The sequence below is a fragment of the Acinetobacter sp. AG3 genome (genome assembly GCF_022343575.1).
Taxonomy (GTDB): domain Bacteria; phylum Pseudomonadota; class Gammaproteobacteria; order Pseudomonadales; family Moraxellaceae; genus Acinetobacter; species Acinetobacter guillouiae.
The window spans coordinates 3,540,155-3,561,246 of sequence record NZ_JAKQZD010000001.1 but is presented as its reverse complement, the minus strand read 5'-3'; the positions used below and the strand labels follow the sequence as shown (position 1 = coordinate 3,561,246).

The 21,092-nt window shown below is 37.7% G+C and carries 36 protein-coding genes, 1 tRNA gene and 1 pseudogene; 21 read left to right on the top strand and 17 right to left on the bottom strand.

What is annotated here, in order from left to right:
- Nucleotides 1-25: 25 nt before the first annotated feature.
- A complete protein-coding gene (locus L3V46_RS16640) occupies nucleotides 26-1,345 on the top strand; it encodes a hypothetical protein (RefSeq protein WP_239046303.1) in 1,320 nt (439 codons plus the stop codon).
- A 342-nt stretch (nucleotides 1,346-1,687) separates the two neighbouring features.
- Entirely contained in the window at nucleotides 1,688-3,022 is a 1,335-nt protein-coding gene (locus L3V46_RS16635; protein WP_239046302.1) for a hypothetical protein, read from the top strand.
- 56 nt (nucleotides 3,023-3,078) lie between these two features.
- Here the strand turns inward: L3V46_RS16635 and smpB are convergent, their stop codons facing one another.
- The 17 genes from smpB to L3V46_RS16550 form a co-directional block, all read right to left on the bottom strand.
- Nucleotides 3,079-3,552: an SsrA-binding protein SmpB gene (gene smpB / locus L3V46_RS16630; RefSeq protein ID WP_234622598.1), complete on the bottom strand. Its 474-nt coding sequence runs from the start codon at nucleotides 3,550-3,552 to the stop codon at nucleotides 3,079-3,081.
- A 108-nt stretch (nucleotides 3,553-3,660) separates the two neighbouring features.
- A complete protein-coding gene (locus L3V46_RS16625) occupies nucleotides 3,661-3,864 on the bottom strand; it encodes an AlpA family phage regulatory protein (protein WP_234622599.1) in 204 nt (67 codons plus the stop codon).
- On the bottom strand, nucleotides 3,864-4,121 hold the full coding sequence (locus L3V46_RS16620; protein ID WP_239046301.1) for a hypothetical protein: 258 nt from the start codon (nucleotides 4,119-4,121) through the stop codon (nucleotides 3,864-3,866). Before L3V46_RS16620 ends, L3V46_RS16625 begins: the two co-directional genes overlap by 1 nt.
- Nucleotides 4,118-4,510 (bottom strand): hypothetical protein, encoded by a 393-nt coding sequence (locus L3V46_RS16615; RefSeq protein ID WP_239046300.1) that lies wholly within the window; start codon nucleotides 4,508-4,510, stop codon nucleotides 4,118-4,120. The genes L3V46_RS16620 and L3V46_RS16615 overlap by 4 nt, the downstream gene beginning before the upstream one ends.
- The gene (locus tag L3V46_RS16610; RefSeq protein WP_239046299.1) at nucleotides 4,503-4,853 is read right to left on the bottom strand and encodes a hypothetical protein; all 351 of its coding nucleotides are present in this window, start codon (nucleotides 4,851-4,853) and stop codon (nucleotides 4,503-4,505) included. The genes L3V46_RS16615 and L3V46_RS16610 overlap by 8 nt, the downstream gene beginning before the upstream one ends.
- A 77-nt stretch (nucleotides 4,854-4,930) precedes the next feature.
- A complete protein-coding gene (locus tag L3V46_RS16605; protein ID WP_239046298.1) occupies nucleotides 4,931-5,317 on the bottom strand; it encodes a hypothetical protein in 387 nt (128 codons plus the stop codon).
- Nucleotides 5,318-5,366: 49 nt separating this feature from the next.
- Entirely contained in the window at nucleotides 5,367-5,984 is a 618-nt protein-coding gene (locus L3V46_RS16600; RefSeq protein ID WP_056517842.1) for a lambda exonuclease family protein, read from the bottom strand.
- The gene (gene bet, locus L3V46_RS16595; protein ID WP_275059831.1) at nucleotides 5,962-6,774 is read right to left on the bottom strand and encodes a phage recombination protein Bet; all 813 of its coding nucleotides are present in this window, start codon (nucleotides 6,772-6,774) and stop codon (nucleotides 5,962-5,964) included. The genes L3V46_RS16600 and bet overlap by 23 nt, the downstream gene beginning before the upstream one ends.
- 61 nt (nucleotides 6,775-6,835) lie before the next feature.
- Nucleotides 6,836-7,897 (bottom strand): hypothetical protein, encoded by a 1,062-nt coding sequence (locus L3V46_RS16590; protein WP_239046296.1) that lies wholly within the window; start codon nucleotides 7,895-7,897, stop codon nucleotides 6,836-6,838.
- Entirely contained in the window at nucleotides 7,897-8,292 is a 396-nt protein-coding gene (locus L3V46_RS16585) for a hypothetical protein (RefSeq protein ID WP_239046295.1), read from the bottom strand. The genes L3V46_RS16590 and L3V46_RS16585 overlap by 1 nt, the downstream gene beginning before the upstream one ends.
- Nucleotides 8,292-8,630: a hypothetical protein gene (locus L3V46_RS16580; RefSeq protein ID WP_239046294.1), complete on the bottom strand. Its 339-nt coding sequence runs from the start codon at nucleotides 8,628-8,630 to the stop codon at nucleotides 8,292-8,294. Before L3V46_RS16580 ends, L3V46_RS16585 begins: the two co-directional genes overlap by 1 nt.
- The gene (locus L3V46_RS16575) at nucleotides 8,627-9,337 is read right to left on the bottom strand and encodes a hypothetical protein (RefSeq protein WP_239046293.1); all 711 of its coding nucleotides are present in this window, start codon (nucleotides 9,335-9,337) and stop codon (nucleotides 8,627-8,629) included. The genes L3V46_RS16580 and L3V46_RS16575 overlap by 4 nt, the downstream gene beginning before the upstream one ends.
- Nucleotides 9,338-9,339: 2 nt before the next feature.
- Nucleotides 9,340-9,486, bottom strand: a complete 147-nt coding sequence (locus L3V46_RS16570) for a hypothetical protein (RefSeq protein ID WP_239046292.1) — start codon at nucleotides 9,484-9,486, stop codon at nucleotides 9,340-9,342.
- Between the two features lie 208 nt (nucleotides 9,487-9,694).
- A complete protein-coding gene (locus L3V46_RS16565) occupies nucleotides 9,695-10,213 on the bottom strand; it encodes a hypothetical protein (RefSeq protein ID WP_239046291.1) in 519 nt (172 codons plus the stop codon).
- A gap of 7 nt (nucleotides 10,214-10,220) precedes the next feature.
- On the bottom strand, nucleotides 10,221-11,222 hold the full coding sequence (locus L3V46_RS16560) for a hypothetical protein (RefSeq protein WP_239046290.1): 1,002 nt from the start codon (nucleotides 11,220-11,222) through the stop codon (nucleotides 10,221-10,223).
- Between the two features lie 60 nt (nucleotides 11,223-11,282).
- The gene (locus L3V46_RS16555; protein ID WP_239046289.1) at nucleotides 11,283-11,591 is read right to left on the bottom strand and encodes a hypothetical protein; all 309 of its coding nucleotides are present in this window, start codon (nucleotides 11,589-11,591) and stop codon (nucleotides 11,283-11,285) included.
- A gap of 57 nt (nucleotides 11,592-11,648) precedes the next feature.
- Nucleotides 11,649-12,323: an XRE family transcriptional regulator gene (locus L3V46_RS16550; protein WP_239046288.1), complete on the bottom strand. Its 675-nt coding sequence runs from the start codon at nucleotides 12,321-12,323 to the stop codon at nucleotides 11,649-11,651.
- A gap of 76 nt (nucleotides 12,324-12,399) precedes the next feature.
- On the opposite strand from L3V46_RS16550, the gene L3V46_RS16545 reads away from it, so the two are divergent.
- The 19 genes and pseudogenes from L3V46_RS16545 to L3V46_RS16455 all read left to right on the top strand — a co-directional run bounded on the left by L3V46_RS16545 (nucleotide 12,400) and on the right by L3V46_RS16455 (nucleotide 21,068).
- Nucleotides 12,400-12,582, top strand: a complete 183-nt coding sequence (locus tag L3V46_RS16545; protein ID WP_004817487.1) for a Cro/CI family transcriptional regulator — start codon at nucleotides 12,400-12,402, stop codon at nucleotides 12,580-12,582.
- An 8-nt stretch (nucleotides 12,583-12,590) separates the two neighbouring features.
- Nucleotides 12,591-12,866 (top strand): hypothetical protein, encoded by a 276-nt coding sequence (locus L3V46_RS16540; RefSeq protein ID WP_004817486.1) that lies wholly within the window; start codon nucleotides 12,591-12,593, stop codon nucleotides 12,864-12,866.
- Between the two features lie 69 nt (nucleotides 12,867-12,935).
- Nucleotides 12,936-13,124, top strand: coding sequence for a hypothetical protein (locus L3V46_RS16535; RefSeq protein ID WP_056517833.1), 189 nt, complete (start codon nucleotides 12,936-12,938; stop codon nucleotides 13,122-13,124).
- Complete coding sequence (locus tag L3V46_RS16530) at nucleotides 13,121-13,957, top strand: DNA-binding protein (protein WP_239046287.1); 837 nt, start codon at nucleotides 13,121-13,123, stop codon at nucleotides 13,955-13,957. The genes L3V46_RS16535 and L3V46_RS16530 overlap by 4 nt, the downstream gene beginning before the upstream one ends.
- Nucleotides 13,958-13,959: 2 nt before the next feature.
- Nucleotides 13,960-15,297 carry a DnaB-like helicase C-terminal domain-containing protein gene (locus L3V46_RS16525; protein WP_239046286.1) on the top strand — a complete coding sequence of 446 codons (1,338 nt, stop codon included), beginning with the start codon at nucleotides 13,960-13,962 and terminating at the stop codon, nucleotides 15,295-15,297.
- On the top strand, nucleotides 15,294-15,575 hold the full coding sequence (locus L3V46_RS16520; protein ID WP_004817481.1) for a hypothetical protein: 282 nt from the start codon (nucleotides 15,294-15,296) through the stop codon (nucleotides 15,573-15,575). The genes L3V46_RS16525 and L3V46_RS16520 overlap by 4 nt, the downstream gene beginning before the upstream one ends.
- The gene (locus tag L3V46_RS16515) at nucleotides 15,572-15,820 is read left to right on the top strand and encodes a hypothetical protein (protein WP_239046285.1); all 249 of its coding nucleotides are present in this window, start codon (nucleotides 15,572-15,574) and stop codon (nucleotides 15,818-15,820) included. Before L3V46_RS16520 ends, L3V46_RS16515 begins: the two co-directional genes overlap by 4 nt.
- Complete coding sequence (locus L3V46_RS16510) at nucleotides 15,817-16,155, top strand: hypothetical protein (RefSeq protein WP_239046284.1); 339 nt, start codon at nucleotides 15,817-15,819, stop codon at nucleotides 16,153-16,155. Before L3V46_RS16515 ends, L3V46_RS16510 begins: the two co-directional genes overlap by 4 nt.
- Nucleotides 16,152-16,412, top strand: coding sequence for a hypothetical protein (locus L3V46_RS16505; protein WP_239046283.1), 261 nt, complete (start codon nucleotides 16,152-16,154; stop codon nucleotides 16,410-16,412). Before L3V46_RS16510 ends, L3V46_RS16505 begins: the two co-directional genes overlap by 4 nt.
- Complete coding sequence (locus L3V46_RS16500) at nucleotides 16,405-16,842, top strand: hypothetical protein (RefSeq protein ID WP_239046282.1); 438 nt, start codon at nucleotides 16,405-16,407, stop codon at nucleotides 16,840-16,842. The genes L3V46_RS16505 and L3V46_RS16500 overlap by 8 nt, the downstream gene beginning before the upstream one ends.
- A complete protein-coding gene (locus tag L3V46_RS16495) occupies nucleotides 16,835-17,122 on the top strand; it encodes a hypothetical protein (RefSeq protein ID WP_239046281.1) in 288 nt (95 codons plus the stop codon). Before L3V46_RS16500 ends, L3V46_RS16495 begins: the two co-directional genes overlap by 8 nt.
- The gene (locus tag L3V46_RS16490) at nucleotides 17,109-17,501 is read left to right on the top strand and encodes a DUF1064 domain-containing protein (protein WP_239046787.1); all 393 of its coding nucleotides are present in this window, start codon (nucleotides 17,109-17,111) and stop codon (nucleotides 17,499-17,501) included. Before L3V46_RS16495 ends, L3V46_RS16490 begins: the two co-directional genes overlap by 14 nt.
- A gap of 9 nt (nucleotides 17,502-17,510) precedes the next feature.
- Nucleotides 17,511-18,062, top strand: coding sequence for a hypothetical protein (locus L3V46_RS16485; protein WP_239046280.1), 552 nt, complete (start codon nucleotides 17,511-17,513; stop codon nucleotides 18,060-18,062).
- Between the two features lie 174 nt (nucleotides 18,063-18,236).
- On the top strand, nucleotides 18,237-18,413 hold the full coding sequence (locus L3V46_RS16480) for a hypothetical protein (RefSeq protein WP_004725004.1): 177 nt from the start codon (nucleotides 18,237-18,239) through the stop codon (nucleotides 18,411-18,413).
- Between the two features lie 48 nt (nucleotides 18,414-18,461).
- A tRNA-Arg gene (locus tag L3V46_RS16475) sits at nucleotides 18,462-18,538 on the top strand.
- Between the two features lie 199 nt (nucleotides 18,539-18,737).
- Nucleotides 18,738-19,574, top strand: coding sequence for a serine/threonine-protein kinase (locus L3V46_RS16470; RefSeq protein WP_239046279.1), 837 nt, complete (start codon nucleotides 18,738-18,740; stop codon nucleotides 19,572-19,574).
- Nucleotides 19,571-20,341: a protein phosphatase 2C domain-containing protein gene (locus L3V46_RS16465; protein WP_239046278.1), complete on the top strand. Its 771-nt coding sequence runs from the start codon at nucleotides 19,571-19,573 to the stop codon at nucleotides 20,339-20,341. The genes L3V46_RS16470 and L3V46_RS16465 overlap by 4 nt, the downstream gene beginning before the upstream one ends.
- A 133-nt stretch (nucleotides 20,342-20,474) precedes the next feature.
- Nucleotides 20,475-20,642: pseudogene (locus L3V46_RS16460) on the top strand (DUF2829 domain-containing protein); the annotation flags it as partial.
- Between the two features lie 252 nt (nucleotides 20,643-20,894).
- Nucleotides 20,895-21,068, top strand: coding sequence for a hypothetical protein (locus L3V46_RS16455; RefSeq protein ID WP_004823307.1), 174 nt, complete (start codon nucleotides 20,895-20,897; stop codon nucleotides 21,066-21,068).
- Nucleotides 21,069-21,092 lie beyond the last annotated feature (24 nt).

Sequence of the window (21,092 nt, the reverse complement as noted above, 5' to 3'; positions counted from 1 at the left end):
CCATAATAAGATCTGAGAAGATGGTATGGATATCAAAAAAAACCGAGCAATTGATAAGAAAATCATTAAAATTGCAAAACTGGCTTTCATTTGTACAGGATTGTTTTCTTCAATCCATAGTTTTGCAAGCACTCTACATTCTGAGAGTTTAATGCAATTAAATGATGCTGAACTTTCGGATGTGAGTGGCCAGGCACTGATGAGCTTGAGTTATATTGCGCCTAATGACTCAATCAATAACATGCAAGGACAGGATGTCGGTTTCTATAAACTTGGACTGGAAGCTGAGCTTGACCTAAATGCCAATATTAAAAAATTACAACTGGGTTGTGGTGGGGTAAATGGGGCAGGCGGTTGCGACATTGATATTGATAATTTAAGTCTTTCGGGTATAGCCGATACCCGCGAAGGACGTGTAGGTTCAAGTGCAAAATTAACCAATCCCTTTGTAGAATTTGCGATAAAAAATCCCAATTCTGCGTCAACACGAGAAGTGGTTGGTTTACGCTTAAGTGCTGAAAAAGTTTTAGGCTTATTAACCACAGGAATAGAGAACTCCGATCTACCTAATGGAATAAATAGTTTAAGTGGGGCAATTAAAATTAAGGCGACCACAGGAACGGGATTTACAGCTCCAAGAGCGATGAGCTTTAATGATACAGGAATGGTTATGAGTGGCCGAATTAGAATAGGTTTTGTTGCACCAACTTTTACTACAAATAACTATAATTTACAGTTGCAATCAACTAAAGCTAATTTATTGATCAATGGTACAACCTTAACAGGTACACGTTTAACTTCTGCAAAACTCACAGGCACTGCATTGATCGATAATTTAAACTTTGGTGGAAATATTACTGCAAGGGTAAATCTACCATTAGTATCATTGGTTCCTTTGAGTATTAATTCAAATGGCTATATATCAGGCTTAAGGGCTGACTTAGATATTGAACAAGATCTTGGATATATTCATAAATTCCCTTTAAACAATCCATTTTCTTTATCACTACAGTCGACTCAAGTTCACTGGCCTGGTGCTGAATACACCTCGAATCGTGGATGGTGGTTAGCCATAGAAGATGAAATTGATATTGGTCAAGTTGTACCTAAAAATCAGATTGATGTAACCAATGATATTCTTAAACAAGTTGTACCCAGTATTAACAATTATTTGACAAATAATCCACCGACTTGTCAGTTAATAGTTGGGTGTATAGCACTTGGTCTGAATATTGGTGAAGTTAATTTATCATCGGCAAAACCACTATATTTCCCAATTAAGGATTTACCCTTAGCAACTCAAGGATTTGCGCCTAACTGCTATGGCAATCTAAAATTCTGTTAAATCTTTAAGACTAAAGGAAGCCTCCAGATGGAGGTTTTTTTATTGCTTATGCAAGATTGAGTTTTATTACTTTGCCAATCATGATCACTGACAATAACCTCTTAGGTGACTTGTAAACCACATGATGTGCTGAAAAGTAGATTGTATGACTATTAAGTATAAATATATAATAATTAAAATTAGTTACATAAGTAAATATCAATAAAAAGTCTTTAGAATCATTGAGAAAGTAATCTTGGTTTGCATAATTGTTATAGTATTGAGATATTTAATTCACTTTTCTATTTGCTTTATTTGTATTTTAGTATATTTTTTATGCATAATAAAATGAGATTAGCTGATATGGATATCAACTATAATAGAATGATTGATAAGAAAATCATTAAAGTCGTAAAGAATGGTGTAATTTATGCTGGATTGTTTTCTTCAATGCATTGTTTTGCAAATTCTCTATACTTGGAGAGTTTAACTCAATTGAATGACTCTGAGCTTTCTGATGTTCATGGTCAGGCACTGATGAGCTTGGGTTATATTGCGCCAAATGACTCAGTCAATAAGATGCAAGGGCAAGGCGTCGGTTTTTATAAACTTGGACTTGAGGCCGAGCTTGAATTGAATGCCAACATTAAAAAGTTACAGCTCGGTTGTGGTGGGGTAAACGGGGCGGGTGGTTGCGACATTGATATTGATAATTTGAGTCTTTCAGGTTTGGCTGATACGCGTGAAGGGCGTGTGGGTTCAAGTGCAAAATTAACCAACCCATTTGTAGAATTTGCCATAAAAAATCCCAATTCTGCTGCAACAAGAGAGGTTGTTGGCCTACGTTTAAGTGCTGAAAAAGTTTTGGGAATGTTGACCGCAGGTACTGAAAATACAGGTTCGCCAAACGGAATTAATAGTCTCAGTGGTTATATGAAAATTAAAGATACTACTGGTACAGGCTATACTCAGGCACGTGATATGTCTTATTCAGACACAGGTAAAACTATTGATGCAAATATTAATGCTCAGATTTGTGTAATTCTTTGCTTAAATATTCCTCTTGGGGTGAGGTCAAATAACTATAGTTTAAATTTAGATTCAGCTAAGGCTGATATTTTTATTAAGGGACAAACCATATCTGGCAATAGAATGAATAAGGTACTTTTAAATGGTTATGCAAATATTAATAGAATTAATTTTTCGGGTAATCTAGAAGCATCGTTGAATATTACAGCTGGCTTATTTAAGCTTCAAAAAACGGTTGATGGTAATATTACGGGGTTAAAAGCGAATGTGTCTGTTGATCAAAATTTAGGTTATATCCATAAAATTAATTTAAATAACCCTTTTTCATTATCTCTGCAAAATCAAAATGTATGGTGGCCAGGAGCTGAAGTTGCTGCGCAAAGAGGCTGGTGGATGGCATTTGAAGATTCTATTGATATTGGAGATGTTACACCTAGTCAAAAAATTATTATTACCAATGATGTACTTAAACAAGTGGTAGATCCGATTAGTAATTACTTAACATCAAATCCGATTCCATGTAGTGGATTGGGTGGGTGTTTGGGTGGTTATTTGGGTATTGGAAATGTCAACTTACCGAATACATCAGTAAACTTTCCGTTAAAAGATCTACAACTTAAAAATCAAGACTTTGCTCCCAATTGCTATGGTTCGTTAAAATTCTGTTAAAAAGATGTTTAAAAGAAAAAACCTCCATTTCGGAGGTTTTTCGTATATCAAATAGATTATTTATGCATGATTCGTGATTTATCACGCTGCCAATCGCGATCTTTTTCAGTGGCACGTTTGTCATGTAACTGCTTACCTTTTACCAAAGCAATCTCAAGTTTAGCCAAATGACCTTTCCAGTAACACGCCAAAGGTACGCAGGTATAACCTTTTTGATTGACAGCACCCAGTAGCTTTTCAAGCTCACGGCGCGAGAGCAACAGTTTACGGGTACGTGTCGCTTCAGGGACTACGTGCGTAGATGCTGAAAGTAAAGGTTGAATTTGAGCACCGAAGAGAAATGCTTCATTATTTTTAAAGGTAATATAGCTTTCAGTAATGGTCATCCGCCCAGCACGTAATGACTTGACTTCCCAACCTTGTAAAGAAAGCCCAGCTTCAAATTTTTCTTCAATAAAATAATCGTGGCGTGCACGTTTATTTTGTGCAATCGTCCCACTATTATTTTTTTTAATAACAATCTTATTCATTATAACCTTTTGAATAACTGAAAATAATTAAACGATCGTGAATAAGTTACCCGTTTGATTACCCGTTTTGAAATATTCACTAAAAACAGGTTTATATAAAAAAGCCCGCTATATGCAGGCTACTATAACATTTTTAGGCTTATATTTTTCAACTTCTTGTTTCACTGTTGATTCATACCAAAAAACTTCTTTATCACTTATTTTTATCGGCTCAGGCACATCACCTTGCTTTACCATGTTGTAGAACTTTGTTCTCCCGACCGATAAGAGCTTCATAAATTCAGAAGCCCTGACACGACGATCAATTTCCATCAACCTTCCTCCTTTTCTTCTTTATACCCATAATCCTGTGTATCAATATCAGCACCACAGAAAGGGCAATTTGAAAAAACAGCATATTTACCTTTAAATTTTCTTGTACATACAGCAACTCGGCTAATTCTTTCACCTGTTTTTAGATTTACTGAAAAGCGATTTTGTTCCAAAACTTCAGTACGAATTGCATCTAAAAGAGTAGTGCAAGGATTAACACTACGACCACTTTCAGTCTTTACGCAAAGTTCAATCATGCGATTTCTCCCAAACTCTTGACCACTTCACTCGGCAACCCAAACACATCACGGAAAGCCTTATCAAATTCACCGCTTGCAATGAATGTATCAATGCAGTTTTTCGGCTTCTCATATACTGCAATATAATTTGACAGTACGTGATAGATAACGTCAGCGTTTTTATCTGTAATAGGAAACTTTAAACCCTTATCGTTGATTACATGAACTCGCACCTCAACGGCTAACGCATTAATACAATTGCTATGCAAATGGCGAGATTCCGATAAGATTTCACCCAATACAACAGTCTGATCGAAATCAAGAGACATGGTGAAAGGCTTATCCTTGTGCAGCTCATCAATGATGTAGTTCGCCACAGCAATGTTTGTTTGTTGAATTTCAGTCATTGGTTGGCTCCTGTGCTGCTGCAATCATGGTGTTATAGATAAATTCATTACGTGAGTTATGGCTCATGTCTTGAATTTTCTCATCAAAATTCCATGTCGCATCAATCATTTTTGGAGTTGGCTCTTTCGGCACCAAAACAAACCCTTCAGGGGTGGCTTTGGCTTGCCACAACTTCCAACTAAAATTTATCCACCCAACAATATGATCTTCACTTGGATGCAAAACATCAGAAGCAAAGTATTCATTTTTCTCTGTGTCGAATATTGTTCCTACTCGCAAGTTATGAATATTCATTCCTGCTAAATGTTCTTCAAAAGCTTCACGTTCTTTTTTAATATCCATATCATCACCTATGTGCAATATTCTGCGAAAAATCCTTATTTTTTGATGATAATGCGCAGATTTTTGCTTGAATTTAATTAGTCGTTTTGAAAGTCATTAAGTGAAAACTTCCATTTGTCTATTTGACCGTTTTCATTAATATTCATGATGATGTAATCACCATATCCACGTTCAGCTGGTGACAGTGTGTTTGGAACATACCCATCTTCTTGAGATGAAATTACAGAATTACTTTTATCCAATAATTCCCAACCACAACAATCTGCTACTTTGTAATGAATGTTTGCAGTCTTGCCAATTTCCCAGTTTTGTATAATGCCTGTAGCAATATCAATTTTAGGGCACCACATTTCGCCTTGTTTGCAAGGGATATTCTCACCGTTTTCAGTATCTTCGATGCCATTGATTGTGGAATCTTCCCAGTAGCGAACATGCGCTTTCACAAGTAAATATTTAATTTCCATCACAACCACCACGCCATTTGCCAAAGTTGAAAGTAAAGTTTTAGGAGGGTCATGCTGCGAGCTCCTTTTGATTAAGCTGAATAAAGGCGCTATCAATTACCCGGTTAAATGCAATAACTGAGTTTTCAACACCTTGAATATCCAAATCTTTCGCATAAATACGCTTAATGAAAAGCTGTAAATGCTCAGGAAGTCGCGGATCGTAACTCACGAAATCACACCACTCACGACGAGTGCAGGCCAATTGCCATGTGATTTGTGGAATATGTTCATCTGGAACTTCTTGCATCAAAATCGTATTTAAATGCGTTGTGGTAGAAGGGCACTTAATCTCAAGTTGCCCATTTTTTCCAACCAATCCATCAGGACTGGCACCACTCATTTTGATAGCAGGGTGATCGATTAAACCAACATCTGTGACAAATGATCCTGTGTCATTTTCATAAGCAATTACTGCAAATGGCTCTTGATCAATCCCCCATTGCATAGGGCCAGTGGTTTTAGTTTCTTCCTGAACGCCAGTAAGGCGCTCAGAAAGAATAGTTAACGCCAAAGCGTTGTAGCACTTGCCTTTGGATGGTTTTGCGCCCATATCTTTGATGCGTGATGCGGTAATTTTTCCGCATCGTTGAGCATGCCAATCATCATTCCGCTGCAGAGTGTTCATAAACTTCCCCTTGTGGTTGATCGGCTTTTTGTGCAGCAGCCTTTAAAGATTCTTTATGCATGGTCCAGAAGTGTGAGCGACATTTACCTTTTGGTAATTCTGCATAACCAGTCTCAAGAGCTTCCATTCCTTCAAATGCCAATTCACGCATATTGTTTAAATGTGCTTCTTCAAACTCTTGATAACCATCGGGAATCAAATCGCCCGTTTCACCCTGAACAGTGCGAACTGTGCCACCATCTTGAATTCGTTCTGCTTCGTCCTGGTCATAAATTCCAACAAAGCCAAAGGCTAAACGTGCACATTGAATAGTCGCTTTGTGTCGTAAAAAACGAGAAGGGTGTGACTGCCATGGGCCAACCACATCGCCATATTTTCCTTTAAATGGTGGGCGATAGCATTCAGCCAAATATTCACGCACTACAGTTGGTCGCTCACGATCTTTGCGGTAAATAATGCAATCCACCCATTCAGGTGCAGCAACCTTTGCACCTTCCATGGTGACCATATTTTCAGAGTATTTAAATTCCAAGCCATCAAAATTAGGGCTACTATTTACGATGCGCGACCAGCCATCAACACCAACAACAGGGATTATCCCTTTATTTTTATCAGGGAAAGCATATATTTCTTTGGTCCACGGATTAAGCTTATATTGGCCTGCAACGATCAACAAAGAAGCCATTTGAGCGTCTGAAATTTCTTTATCACCATTATTAAAAGCAGTAGCAATTAATGTATTTTTTAATTCAACTGGATCAACATTACCAAGGCCTAAAAGATCTGCCATTTGAGTGATTTGAGCCGTTACAATCGTGCTGTGTTGTATAGGTGCATTCATCTTCTAATCCTCAGTATTTGATCGAAATGTGTGGAATTTGGTTTTTAGCAATCGCTGTAATTAACTCTTTTATTTGAGCTTCTGGAATCCCTAGACTCAAACCTTCAATTGCAGAGAAAGCTTCGCGATTAATGGTGCGCATGTGTTCAACATTGGCTTTGCGTTGTTCTTCAGCTTTGCGCTCAGCATCCGCTTTTGCTTGAGCTTCTTTCTCAATACGCAAACGCTCAGCTTCAACCGCTTTTTGGCGATCAATTTCAGCCTGCTTTTCACGCTCAATGGCTTGTTGCTTTAATTGCTGTTCGCGCAATTCAGCTTGTTCTTTTTCGAGCTTTAAACGTGCTTCACGTTGTTCTGCTTCAAGCTTTTCTTGCTCAGCTCTTTTATGATCTGCAAGTGCTTTTGCTTCAGCTTCAACACGTGCTTTGTCAGCTGCTTCACGTGCAATTTTTTCGTCACGTTCTTTCTGTTGGCGCTCGATTTCAGCTTGACGTAAGTGCTCCAATTCAGCACGCTCAGCATCTGCTTTTTCGCATGCAACAAGGGCAGTGCGAAGCTTTTCAAGTGTTTCGAATTTTGCAAGTTTGGCTTGCTCTTCGTATTCTTCAAAAGACTCATCTATATTGAAGTTTTCAAGATCAAAAATACTTCCTCTAATTACATGCAATTCCTGAAATGCTGTATTTTCGTCATAGAGACTTTTAATTGCCCGAATGGCCGCTTCATGCTTCGCCACACGATCTTTTTCCGCATTTTCCCAGTCTGTTAAAGGCTGACGAATACGGTCACGCTCAGCATCCAATTCATCACGTGCAAATTTTCGATCTGCATCAATTTTGTTGGTAACAACCGTGTATTGCTCTTTGAGCTTTTTACCCTCAGCATCGATTGCAGATTTTGATTGAGCAACCTTGTAAGCCAGTGAGGCAATTTCCTTGCGGCCTTTTGCAGTTGTAACATCGGGAACGATACTGCTTACTTGAGCTTTAATTTGATCAACGATTGCCTGAATGCCATTCGCATTGTTGAATGCAGCCACAATCACATTTTGTTCTAATACTTGTAGTTCCATTATGCTGCAACCCCTCTCAATTCATTAACTTTTTCTTCTTCAAAATGCGCCTTAAGCATTTCATTAAGTGTATAAACTTGGCTATTTGTCAGTGCAAATCGAAGCCCTTGAACAGCTAGAATCTCGTCAAAACCCTCAACAACAGGGCGGTGCCAAGTCGCTACTTCAAGCAAGTCATAATCCACATCAACATCATTTTGTGGATCACTTGTATTGTTCCAAGCAAGTGAACTTGTAGTTTGATTTGCTTCAACAACAGCGGACACATAACAAGCGCTGTAGTTAGGTACAATTAATGAGAAATAGACTTTTGAGTCTTGGATAACAAACTCATCAGCAACTACAAGATTTTGAAAAGTAGGCGCTTCAGGAGCGTAATTAGAAAGCATATTCATTAGGCATATACTCCCAAGTTAAAACCTATCGTTGAGTGATTGTTTTTTTGAATCGGTTCTTTTATCGAATCTTGGTATTGAACACCCAAGTTGTGCGCTAAAAGATTTCCTGATCCTCTTGTGTAGACAATCCCAATTTCGCCATTTAGATGGAATCTTAAAGCTTCATCTTGAGCAGGCTTGCTAGATATATCCGCACCTTTATGAATTAGAAATTCAACAAAATCATGAAAATGAGATTTACTTGATAAAACTTTACGCTGTGCATACTGACGGTTAGAGCCATAACGCTTTTTTAATACATCCCATTCATTAAGTGGTTTAGAAAGCATATTCATTGTTGTGGCTCCTTAACCTTAAATTCGACCACCCATACCCATGGATTTACAGCCCAAGAATCTGAACCGTTAATTTCCTGCCAAAGTGATTTAAAGCTTTCTATTGCTGTTTCACGATATGCACGTTCTTTATTTTTATAGCCTTTCCACATAAGGCGATCAGCTCTAACCCAAGAATCACCATCTGGAACATTATCTTGTACTATGATTTGTTCCACTCCCTCAGCCTTGGCATCTTCGCTAGAAATATCATTTAGGCGCTCTATACGAACATTAATGATTTCTAGCAAAATACGGCTTGCTGAACGTGGCATGTGAATTGATGGAGTCCACTTTTCACCATCAAAGCAATCATGAGATGCTCGATAGAGAGGTGTTCCCCAACTTGGACATCCACAAGGAAAATCTGAATGTGGGCATTCATCAGAATCGAATAAACGAAATGTTTCACGCACCCAAAGCTGATCACCAATTTTTCCATATGGACAGTTATGGCGAGAGATTGATGAAGGGAAAGGCATTCCATTATCCATAACTTCATGCATGGTAACTTCTGTAACCTTTGGCTCTGGTTCCATTGTATAAAGAGGTATGATGTTTTTATCGGTTAAAGGTGGTTGCACTTTCAATACGCGTCGAGTCTGAATCTTACGACCTTCCAAAATGGCTTGAACCATTGGAGTATTAAACAAAATCGGACGTTCCATACTCACCCCCTTACCAAAGCGATATAGAACATCGCACCGATCAAAAAGATGATGATTGAGCCAAGGAGTAAGCTTTGAACCTTGCTCCAAAACCAACGATTCGAAATCTGTTCGATCGTCAGTAGACGTTGTGGTTTTTTGTGTGACATAATTACCTCGTACTAAGTACAAGCCCACTTGTGATTTGCTGTCTAAGTGGGCTTTTGTTTGTGTATGAGATAAATATAAGAAAACTTAGTTTTATTGTCAAGAATTATTCTAAGAAAACTTATATTTTTTTAGAAACTTATTTTATTTATGCTTTAATAGACAAAAGAAAACCCACGCAGGGTGGGTTAGTTATAAGGTTTTACTATTTTATTTTGAATCTTTTAGCTTTTTAAGAATTCTTTCTGCTTCAACTTTTTCACTAGCCCTAGATTGAATTACACGCTTAAACTGAGATGCTTCAAGATTGTCTTGAATAGCTCCTGCGATACTCAACGCTCCTGTGATCAATAAACCTAAAATTAGCGAAAAACTTATTTTAGTATCTATTTTTAACCAAAGCAAAGATCCAGCAATAAAGGCGAAAACAACATAAAAAAGAATTGAATTTCTAGTCATTTTACCACGAGTACTTAAAATAAAGTCTAGACGTCTGGATTCAGAACTAGTTAAGTCTTTTATTTCACCAGTGGTATTAAGTGCATTCATTGATTGGAAAAGTATTGCAATTGGAGCCATAATGAAAGTCAAACACCAAGTTAAAGACTCCTTAGATAAGTTTAAATTAAAGTGTTTCAGGATAAAAAAGGACACTACTCCAACAATTGCAACTGATATAGCAATTGAATGAAAGCTATTAACGAAGATTCGTTTAACTGGAGTTTCCATAATTTAGCTATCCATTTGGTTTTAAGTTGCTCATCAACCATGCATGCATTTGAGACCATAGATTTGTCTCATTTACTGTTCCATTAAGAATTTCAACGGAAAGATTTGTTGATATTCTCAGTTCACCTGCTTTAATTGTTCCGCCATTTTTTAGCTCAATCTGATAATCATCATCTGGCAAGTGTCTCAATGCTGTGGCTACAGTGTCAATGACTTTCTGTCCGCTTTCAGTTGTTTTTCTATCGTAAGTCATTACCACGTACATTTTCAGGTTTGATGCATCAAGACCATCTTCCAAGTGCAGATCTTTTAGTTTATCTTGACCTAAAACCGTTTTTAAAATCTCAATCCCTTTACCTGTTAGGTTAAAAGATGCTGATTTTGCTTGTTCAATAACACTTGTATTATGCTTGCTTTCATCCAATTTAGTCTCTATAGGGGCACCAATTTTAAGAGATTTAGCAGGGTTCTTTTTAATTTTTTCTTGAGACTCCTTACTGATGGTATCACATAATGCCAATACTGATGTTACATCTAGCAAAGAAGAGTTTGACAAAAGCCATTTAAGATAATCTTCAAGATGGTTGCTTTTTAATGCGGGCGATTGCATAAGTACCAAATGATTTTCAAACACACCAAAATATAGAATGGAATTAATAAACTGATTTTTAAGTTCTTCGTTCTCTTCGTCTTTAGGTTGAATAGTTTTTATATCTAATGGCTCGATTTTATATTCTTGGGTTGTCTCATCCAAGCGTAAAAAAGTTTGAGATTTATCATATTCAACAAATACGAGTTGACCAAAAAGCATACCTTGAAAGTTAGTATGATGATTTAATAAGATAAAGTCTTTTGAATCATTATTAATCAACTGATGTCGGTCTTTTGCTAAATATTGTAAGGCACCAGTGCTTAGCGCTCTTTCTAATAGGGTCTGAAGATTGTGTTTAGAATCAGGCATATTAACTGATTTGTAATAAACTTTTCTTCTACGCTTTTCTGTTTTCATTTAATTCTCCAAAGTCTGTTCCCCGATAATTTATAAAGGACTGCGTCGGGTTCGCAGTTTTTAATCTTTCTTATCAGAATAATTTTCTAAAAATTCATCTATCCATTCTTGTGCAGCATCAAGATTTGTTATATCACCTAGCTTTAAATTAGTTTCTTCAGCCTCGTTAAACCCCTCAATAATCGCTTCAAAAATATTAGCTTCAGCAATCACTTCTCGCGCCATATCAGCAGGATCGTAGCTTTGCTTGGCTTTTTTAAGTGATGCTATTTGTTTATCAATTCCTGCACCAATTTTAGCTAAAGCCAATTTAAACTCTTGACGATTAATTGTTAGCGAAGTTTTAGACTTATTCAGTGTTGCGATCATAATATTCTCTTTTATATAAGAAATTTAATTTAATGAACTCACGCAAAGGCAGCCTTATTAACTCTTGCGCATCTTATTTCTGCGCTTTGATCTAAATACATATCTAATCGAGTCAACCACCTCTCCAACAAAAACACACTCTTCATCCAGCGGGATGATATTTGGTTTAAATTCAGGGTTTAGAGCCTGTAAATATCTTGAGTTATCAGTTTCGATAACCAGCCGTTTAAAAGTGGCCTCATCATGCTTTCTTACAACGATCACATCCCCTGACTGCATTTCATCATATTGCACTGTTGGATCAACAAGAATGTAATCCCCCTCATGAAATGTAGGGTAGTTACTTAATCCTTGAACTTTTAGATAAAAACATTCGTCACAATCATCAGGTAAAGGAAGCCACTCCTCGACCTGTGACATATCAACCGACTCTACGTTGGTAAACACGCCAGCCTGCACCCAAGAGAGAACTGGGGCCATTTTAGGTGAAACAGGCGCAACATTCCTTTCGCTTTTAAATTCACCACCCTTTCCAGTAAGAATATATTCAGTAGTAACGCCAAACTCATTCGCCATAGCTTCAAGTGATGCAGCCTTAGGTAAATAACTATCTTTTTCCCATTCAGTAACAGCAGGCGAGCTCACTCCGGCAACCTTAGCTAATTGCACTTGAGTTAATTTTTTCGAACGTCTAAGCGCACGTATGCGCTGACCAGCAGATTGTTTTTCCATATAAGTTATCTTACATATTGCTTTTATAAGTTTTCTTTGATTAAATACTAAGAAATCTTATTTTAAGGTGTTAGTGATGACCAAACATGAAGCATTGAAGTTGCTTGGGGTTAATGGTGTTGAGCTGGCTAAGCTTTTAGGTGTTGAACCATCAGCAGTTTATCAATGGCCAGAAAACAAAATCCCATTAGCTCGCGAATACCAAATCCGTGACTTAGCAAATGGAAAAGAACCAATTACACGCCACCAAGTGGCATAGGAAAAACCATGAGCCTTGAAAAAAAATCTACGCATGTGCGCTTATCTCCTGAGAATCACGAACGAGCAAAGGTTTTAGCTGAAATTAAAGGTAAAGACCTTGCTCAATATATGGCCTACCTGCTTGAAAAAGAAATTGCAGGTGAGTGGCATGTACTTAATTTACAAGCAAAATCGTTCGAGCGCTTGGGAGTATCAGCTTTGTTAAGGGATTTAAGTACAGAGGTCGAATTTCGAGAGGGATCCGAAGGGATTCACGGGGATTTAGACATTAAAAAAGCCTGATTTGCGAGATCAGGCTTCGTGTAATTCACCGCGTATTCAATAACCCCCTAAAGAATCATGGAGTATCGAATGAAAACAAATTTAGCACATGAACCACCAGAGCCGCAAGCAACCTATCGAGAAAGAATGATTGAGCAAAAAATCAGACTTCTTGAAGGTGCGCTCAAAGCAAATATGGAAAAGCCATGCTTAGACAATGCCATGGGTGTTGCCAAAGCTCGTTATGACCTTTTTGATTTTCTGCGAGGTGCTGTGTGAATACATCAATCTCAATGATTAAGCTGATTGAGGCTATGAACGATCAACCAATTGCGTTTAACAAACACTATGTTTTTATCGGGTGTGGAATTAATGGCGCACTAATGCTGTCGCAATTGGTGTACTGGACCGCACGTACTAAAAATTCTGATGGGTGGATCTATAAAACCCAACATGACTGGACTATGGAAACTGGTCTAACTCGCAAAGAACAGGAAAATGCCCGTAAAAAACTGAAAGACCTAAGTTTTTTAAAGGAAATGAAAAGGGGTGTACCTTGCAAGGTTTACTTCAAAGTTGAGCGTGAAAATCTATACAAAGCATTAATAGAATACTCTGAAAGCCTTGATTCATCACAGTATGCACCAAACGGGCAATCTAGTCTGAACGAAACGGGCGAACTAGTTGGCACCAAACGTACCAACAGTGTTGCACCAAACGGGCAATCTATTACAGAGAATACAACAGAGAATACTACAGATATTAATTTAGGCGCATCCGCACCTAAAGCACAAAAATTCTCTGCTAAAAAATTCTTATCTCAAAATGGAGTTTCAGAAGAAACAGCTCAAGAGTTTATTGATCTGAAAAACAAGAAACGTAAAACCATCACTGAGCGTGCTTTGAAAATCATTTTCAATCAAGCAAGCGAAGCACAACTTTCAAATGAACGTGTATTTCAGATCATTGTTTTACGTGGCTGGGAATCTTTCAAAGCAACTTGGGCATGGCATGAGACCAATAGTCAATTAGAGCAATTGGAAAATCCAAGAACTGCACATCCACAATCCAATCAACAAGAATCTCTAGAAGATTCATTTGTGGAGTTCTGATCATGTCAAACCTTCACAAGATGGAATTCGAACAAGCTGTACTAGCAACCTTGATGACTGTTGACAACAGCTACAACAGCCTTGAAGTAAAGCCGAGTGTTGAGGACTTTTACGCTACTCGTCACCAAGAAATTTTAAAGGCCATTGAAAACCTAAATATCCAAGGCAAGCCGTATGACGTGGTGATGGTTAAGGATTTACTTCAAGCCAACAACCAATTACATATCCTTGGTGGCGAGCAGTACTTGATGCAAATGATGCAAGAGGCACCAGCATCGTTTTACAACATTCCAAGCTACATCTTGAAGTTAAAGAAGCTTACCGAGTGCCGAAAAATTGAATCAGCTGGTAAGAAAATCATTGAGCTGGCTCAAAACACATTGACTGAAGACATGCCAATGAAAGCCCAAGAAATTGTGGCTGGTGTTGAGTCAGTGATTGCCACCGATACTCGTTACAACCTACAGGATTCAAGCGTTATGGCGTTTGAAGTACTGAACGAGAAGATCCAGCACAAGACCAACAAAACTGGTTTGGCTTATGGCGTAAATACAGGTTTACGTGACCTTGATGCAATGCTTGGAGATATAGAGCCAAGTCATTACATGGTAGTCGCTGGCGCACCAGGTGGCGGTAAAACAACAATGGCTCAGATGGTTTCACTCAATGCAGTTAAGCGGAACAACGCACCTACATTGTTTTTCTCAGGTGAAATGGCTCATTACGAAGTCACCAATCGAATTGTAAGTGCTTTGGGCAAGATCCCATTTGATCACATCAACAAGGGAAATATGACAAGTGATGATTATTCATCATGGGTTCATTTGACTGTCGATGTTTTCCCTCAATACAAGCTTGATATCGTTGATAAAACAGGTATCACAATTCAAGAAATCCGTGGAGAAATTAAGAAATCAATTGCAAAGCATGGACGAATCGGCTGTGTGATTGTTGATTACATCCAGTTGATGAGCGATCCATATTTCAAAGAACAATACGATGTTATTACCGCAGTTTCAAAAGGTTTGAAAAAGATTGCTAAGGATTTCAAGGTTCCAGTAATCGCTTTATCTCAACTCACAAAAGATGCCATTGGCAAAAAAATCACAATGTCTGATTTACGCGGATCAGGGCAAATCGCTCAGGATGCCGACAAAATTGTGATGCTCTATCCATGTCCAAATGCACAAGGCGTGATCGTTGCTGATGTTGTTAAAAACCGACAAGGCAAAAAAGGAGAGGTTCGTTTGAGTGATCGATTTGAGTATTGCCAGTTCGGAAATGTAGGCAGTGTTTTAGATGGTATTGAGAGCGGGTCAATGCAAGGGGAGCTGGTATGAATGCGGTTGAGTTTGTGAAAAAACACGGTTGGGAAGAAGCCAAGAAATTCTTGAATTTACCAAGTTACACGATAGACCAATTATTAATGCTCCAGTCTGGTCTGCGTTGCAATGAATTGCAAAAACTAGTCGATAGTTGGGAGTTAGTGGAGTCATGGGGAGGATTAGAAGATGCAAAACTATATGATTTATCTCCTTGTGAAAAAAAGCCTGAATCCGCAGGTTATAAGTTGAAAAAAGCCATTACTGACGTGGAACGAGTAGGGGGTGGGGTGTGAGCGAATCTAAAACAACATTCGAAGATCATTTAAGTGTAGTGCTTTTTGCGTGCTATGCAACACAACCTTTTACGATCAAGGATATTCAAGAAGCAGTGCTAGATATTCATAGAGCTAATGTCTATCACTTGCTTCAAATGTTTGTGAAGCAAAGATATTTAGAGCGAGTTACGGACACGCATTACAAAGCAACACAGTACGCAAAAGACATCTTAAATGTTGAGCGCAATGAGGTGGCACTATGACAACTATAAACAACCTGACAATTGAGCAGATGCGAGAGATTGTAGAGAGTGCGCCTGATTGGGCAATTTGGTGGTGTGTGGAGAAGAAGAAGTTTCTTGATTTTATTCCATGCTCTAAGTGTTTGGTTATTGAAGACCTCCGCACCGCCATTGCAAAACATGACGAAGATCATTGCAATCATGAATGGAATGACATGACGAGCAATGGTGATAAGTATAGAAGCTTAGTATGCAAACACTGCGATAGCACTAAGAACTATCTACCACTTGATGAAGACCACGTCACAGACATTCGCAATCACGTTAGCCCGAGTACGAAGGTGGTGGATTTATGAGTCTAAGTATCAAAGAAATTAGAGCTAACAAGCCAAATGGTACAACCCATTTCAGAACACCTCATTCTCGTAATTGTACAAATTACTATCGAGTTGAACCGCTTACTAAAGCTGTTTTGTATTGGAGTAACAAAGATGTTGGTTTTTGGATTAGAACAGATTTAACGATTGAAAAATTGGCTGATCTTGGAGCCATGCCGATTGATTATGTGCCAATTGATTGGGTTAGAGTTTTGGAGGCAGAACGTCATGGATAAGTTAGATCATAGAAAATTAACACTGATTAAACGTGCAGCCGAAGATGCTATTCACGCATGCAATAGACATTATGGTCCATTTGTAGATGTAGTTGCACATCCCTTAAATATCATTGCACTGGTTGAAATGGCGCAATCCCGACAGGCTGAGGTTGATGAGCTTTCATCACAGAATCAAATTTTAAAAGAAGTCGCTGAAAGTGATATGAAGACAATTGAGCGTTTAGAGTCAGTTATTAATCTAAATGATTCTGAATTGAAAGAGAAAGACAAGCGGATTGAATCAGCAATATCTGAACTTGAGTCTTTACATAATAAAAAGTGGGCTGAATGGAAAGAGCAAGCAGATATGCATTCTCAAGGTGAAGCAAATGCTTATGAACATGCAATGCAGATTTTAGAGAGAGCCCTGCGAGGTGAGCATGAATAATCAAGAATTAGCAAAAATTGGGTTGATGTTTATCAATTGGATTCAAGTGCATCGTGAATCAATTGATAGATTCCAAGATTTTGCAAACTGCTTTGAAGATGATGCAAATAAGCCAGTCCACAGCTTAAAAGAATTCAATAAAGCAATGGAGATTAACAAACAAGCATCTGAATTGAGCGCTGAGTCTAAAAAGAGGTACAACACCTTGCTTGAAGAAGTGGATCTATATCTTGCTAGTGAAAAGACTGAAATCAAGCGAGGTGAGCATGCAAATTCCTAAAGGGTGGCAAACGCAGAGCAAGCCAGTGGCTAGGTCAAGACAACCAAAATACAAGAACAAGACTATCGAATGCGATGGTCTAAAGTTCGATTCAGTCAAAGAGTCTAAACGTTATCGAGAGTTGAAGATACTCGAACGTTCAGGGGAAATCAGAGAGCTACAGACGCAATACGCGTTTGTACTCGCTGAGTCAGTCAGATTTAGCAATGAGCCACGTAAAAAGCCAGCACTTCGATACATAGCTGATTTTGTCTATCTCAAAGATGGGGCTCAAGTGGTGGAAGATGTCAAAAGCAAGATTTCTAGAAGTCTTGCTGAGTATCGAATCAAAAAGCACTTGATGATGTCGGTGCATGGGATTGAGATTTTAGAAGTTTAAGGGGCAATTATGAACGCAGTAGCAGAGAAGTTTGAACAATTTGAGTGGTTGACTCATGGCATCACTGCTAAGTCACCGCAATTCAATGATGAGACAAAAGGCACAGGAGAGAAACCTTTGGACTATCAAGATCGCTTGGGTGCTATTGCGTCAATGGAAACCCAGTTGGAGAAGTCGATTACTTCGGTGATCATCTTTGGACAGAACAGTAAGAGTGATTTTGAGTTTGTGCAGAATCATTTGGCAAAGATCATGATTGCAAATGCATTGAGTGATAAGCGTCGAGAACCAGAGGGGATTCAATTAGATTATTTGGCAGTGTTGATTGCTCGAATGGTAATTGATTTCTCAATAGATCCTGAGCTTGAGAATAACTTTACTGCTCAAGGTCGATTGTATTATGCAGGGATTCGCTCTTGGCAGATGACTCAAAATTCATATCGTTTAACATGGAAGCAATACGAAAACATGATGATTATTGCATTAGAGACATCAATCAAATGTGCCTCAGATGCAATTGAAAAGTATAGGAAAAATACTTACAAAGATTTAAAAGCATAGGGCTATCATTTAAATGATAACTAAGGTATAGTTTTTATATACTGGTCGTATTACGGTTCACCCAAGACCAAACAGTTTTTGCTACCCACCTACTCCAATACGTGGGTATTTTTTTGTCTGGACATTTTTAGAAACCGTTTAGTGCTACACTCCCACCGATAAATAGGAAAACACATGAATATTTGCATCGGTGGCGAACAGAACGGTCAGGTTGTAGAGAAAAGCCCGAATGATTACTTTCAGCAGTCAATCGTAATTGGCGACAAGACCTATAAGTTTTGGTTTTCAGATAAAGTAAGTTTTCATGATGCGTTTGTCGAGGCTGAGAAACTGGCAAGGCAGATCAAATAAGGGATTATCCCGTATTTAAAATTAAGGCGCTTAGGCGTCTTTTTTTATGCGCCATTAGCTCAAATGGATAGAGCATGGGTTTTCTATACCAATGGTTGTAGGTTCGAGCCCTACATGGCGTGCCATATTCCAAGGAGAACAGCATGCTCCGAATTAAACAAATCTTCTGCCATCACATTTGGGAATATTCAGATTTCTTTACGGTGAGAGAGTGTCGGAAGTGTGGGAAGGTTAAAAATGTTTAAATTTTAAAGAGAAGTTAGTAAAAAAATATATTCATTCTATCGTTAAAGTGTTTTAATAATAAGTATAAATTTCATGTGTATGGATATAATAGATAAGCTAGAAGTTCATAAAAATATCTATTGTTCTTATTTTAAATACGGTCCATACAATTCATATAGGGTGAGGTTGGTTTTGGATACTTTTAGACATTCAAGTTATGAATTTGATGTTGTAGGTGTAATTGGCGGTGGTGGTTTTGGTCAAGTTTTTGAAGTTTCATTACCTAATTGCAAGTACAAATATGCTTTAAAGAAATTCTCACCTCAAGAAGACATTGCAGAGGCTTCTTTTCTTTCTGAAGGAGAGTTGCTAGCTAGGTTTAACCAAGAAACTAGATATCAAACTCAGTGTAGTCATAAAAATATTGCTCCAATATGTGTTGTACATGGTGGAGAAGCCCCATTTTTTGTAATGGATTATGCAGATTCAGATTTAGATAAATTAATAAGAAAGGATAAACTTACAAAAGAAGAAAAAATAGATGTCGTATTGGATGTTTTGGACGGATTAGAATACCTTCATGATAAGGGATTAGTTCATCGTGATATAAAGCCTGCAAATATTTTGCTATTTGATGGTGTTTACAAAATTTCAGATTTTGGACTCATTAAAAATACTAATGATAAAAAACATCCAGGTGATGTAATGAGTGCAATTGGACTGCGACTAGGAACGCAAGGCTACATGGCACCAGAAGTACTGGTGGCATGTGAATATTCTAACTTGTCTGATATATACGCTTTAGGAGCTGTAATAACACAATTACAGATTCCTGAGTTAGATGCAATTTCATCGAAATGCTGTAGTTATAGGCCAGCTTTAAGATATCAATCAGTAACAGAAATTAAAAATGAAGTTGCAAGGGTGATAAAATGATAACTCAATTAAGTTCGATCTTAGCTTTTTCAGAGTCTCGAGATAAGTTTCAATTAGAAAAGAAAAAACAAAATGAGGATTCATTACTTGCACCTGTTAAAAAGAACAATGGATTTTTGTTTGGTGTTGCTGATGGTTTGGGTTCTTATAAAGGTGCGCGTGAGGCTTCAAATTTTGTTTGTAACTTTTTAAAAGATAATGGGAATATTAGCCACACTTACTTAAGAGATCTATTTAAAAGTGAAATCATAACTGAATTTAATAGATTTATTGAAAGCTTAGATGCTGAGTCAAACAAAGCATCAACCACTTTATCATTTTGTTATTTAGATGACATTGGATTAAGCATTTGGCATGTTGGCGACTGCAGAGTATTTATAAAACAAGATTTAAAATTAATTCAATTAACCAGTGATCATACCCAATATCAACAGCTTCTTGACAAAAAGATCTACACCAAAAAAGAGCTTGCTGAAAAAAATATAGGCCAAAATACGCTAACAAATGCAATTTCAACATTTATTGAATTGAATAATGATTATATCTTTATTCCTTATGATGTTATGAAGGAAGAATATGGAGATGAAATATCTTTCTTTATAATGTCAGATGGAGCACATCATTTTTGGGAGCAAAGAAAAAAATTTAGTAAGATGACAATGAGTGATATTATTAAATTTGGTAATGCTCTTAAGAGAAGAATTGAAAATAAAGGGCCTATTGATGACTATACATTAATAGGCACAACATTTAAGTTGGCTGATTAATTTTATAAATTTATTTTAAGAATTAAACCCCTCCAGAGGGGTTTTTTAATGCCTAGAGGAAAGTGGGATGTCAAAATTATTAGCATTATCAATGGTTGCATTCATTGGTACAAAATCAGTATTAGCAACAACAATGTCACGCGGTGAGTATAACGAGTACCGAGGTTGGACTATTCCTGAAAATGAAGATCCAGCTGAGCAAGGTTATTTGGTTGAATATGTCGATGGTGGCAAGCCAAATGATGAACGTCATAAGGGTTATATTTCTTGGTCGCCACGTGACGTTTTTGAAAAATCTTATCACCAGTCACAAACCCCACAAGACCGAGTGCGTTTAGAGCAAATCGAATTAACACAAAAGCTTGATGCGCTTGAAAACCTCCTCGACAAAGGTCAACCAGCATTCATTGATGATGAGCAATGGAAATTACTCAACAAGCAAGCTGAAATTATGGATCAGTACAGTGATGTCTTAGCAAAGCGTATTGCTTTGTTCTAACCTTTCGCTACGTTTCCTTTGCCCCGAAAGGGGTTTTATTTTGTCAGGTGAAATATGACAGACACAGTACAGGCTAGAAAAGACTTAGAGCTTTGCAGTGCTGAGCTGTCTAAGTATCAAAACCTTAGCCGTTCAGGATTAAGACACAGCGAATTAATCGCAATAGACAATGTGATGATTCGATTAAAAGAACAGATTAAGAATTTAAGAGTTGTGTTGGGTGATTGATCTTACTTGGATAATTTGATAATT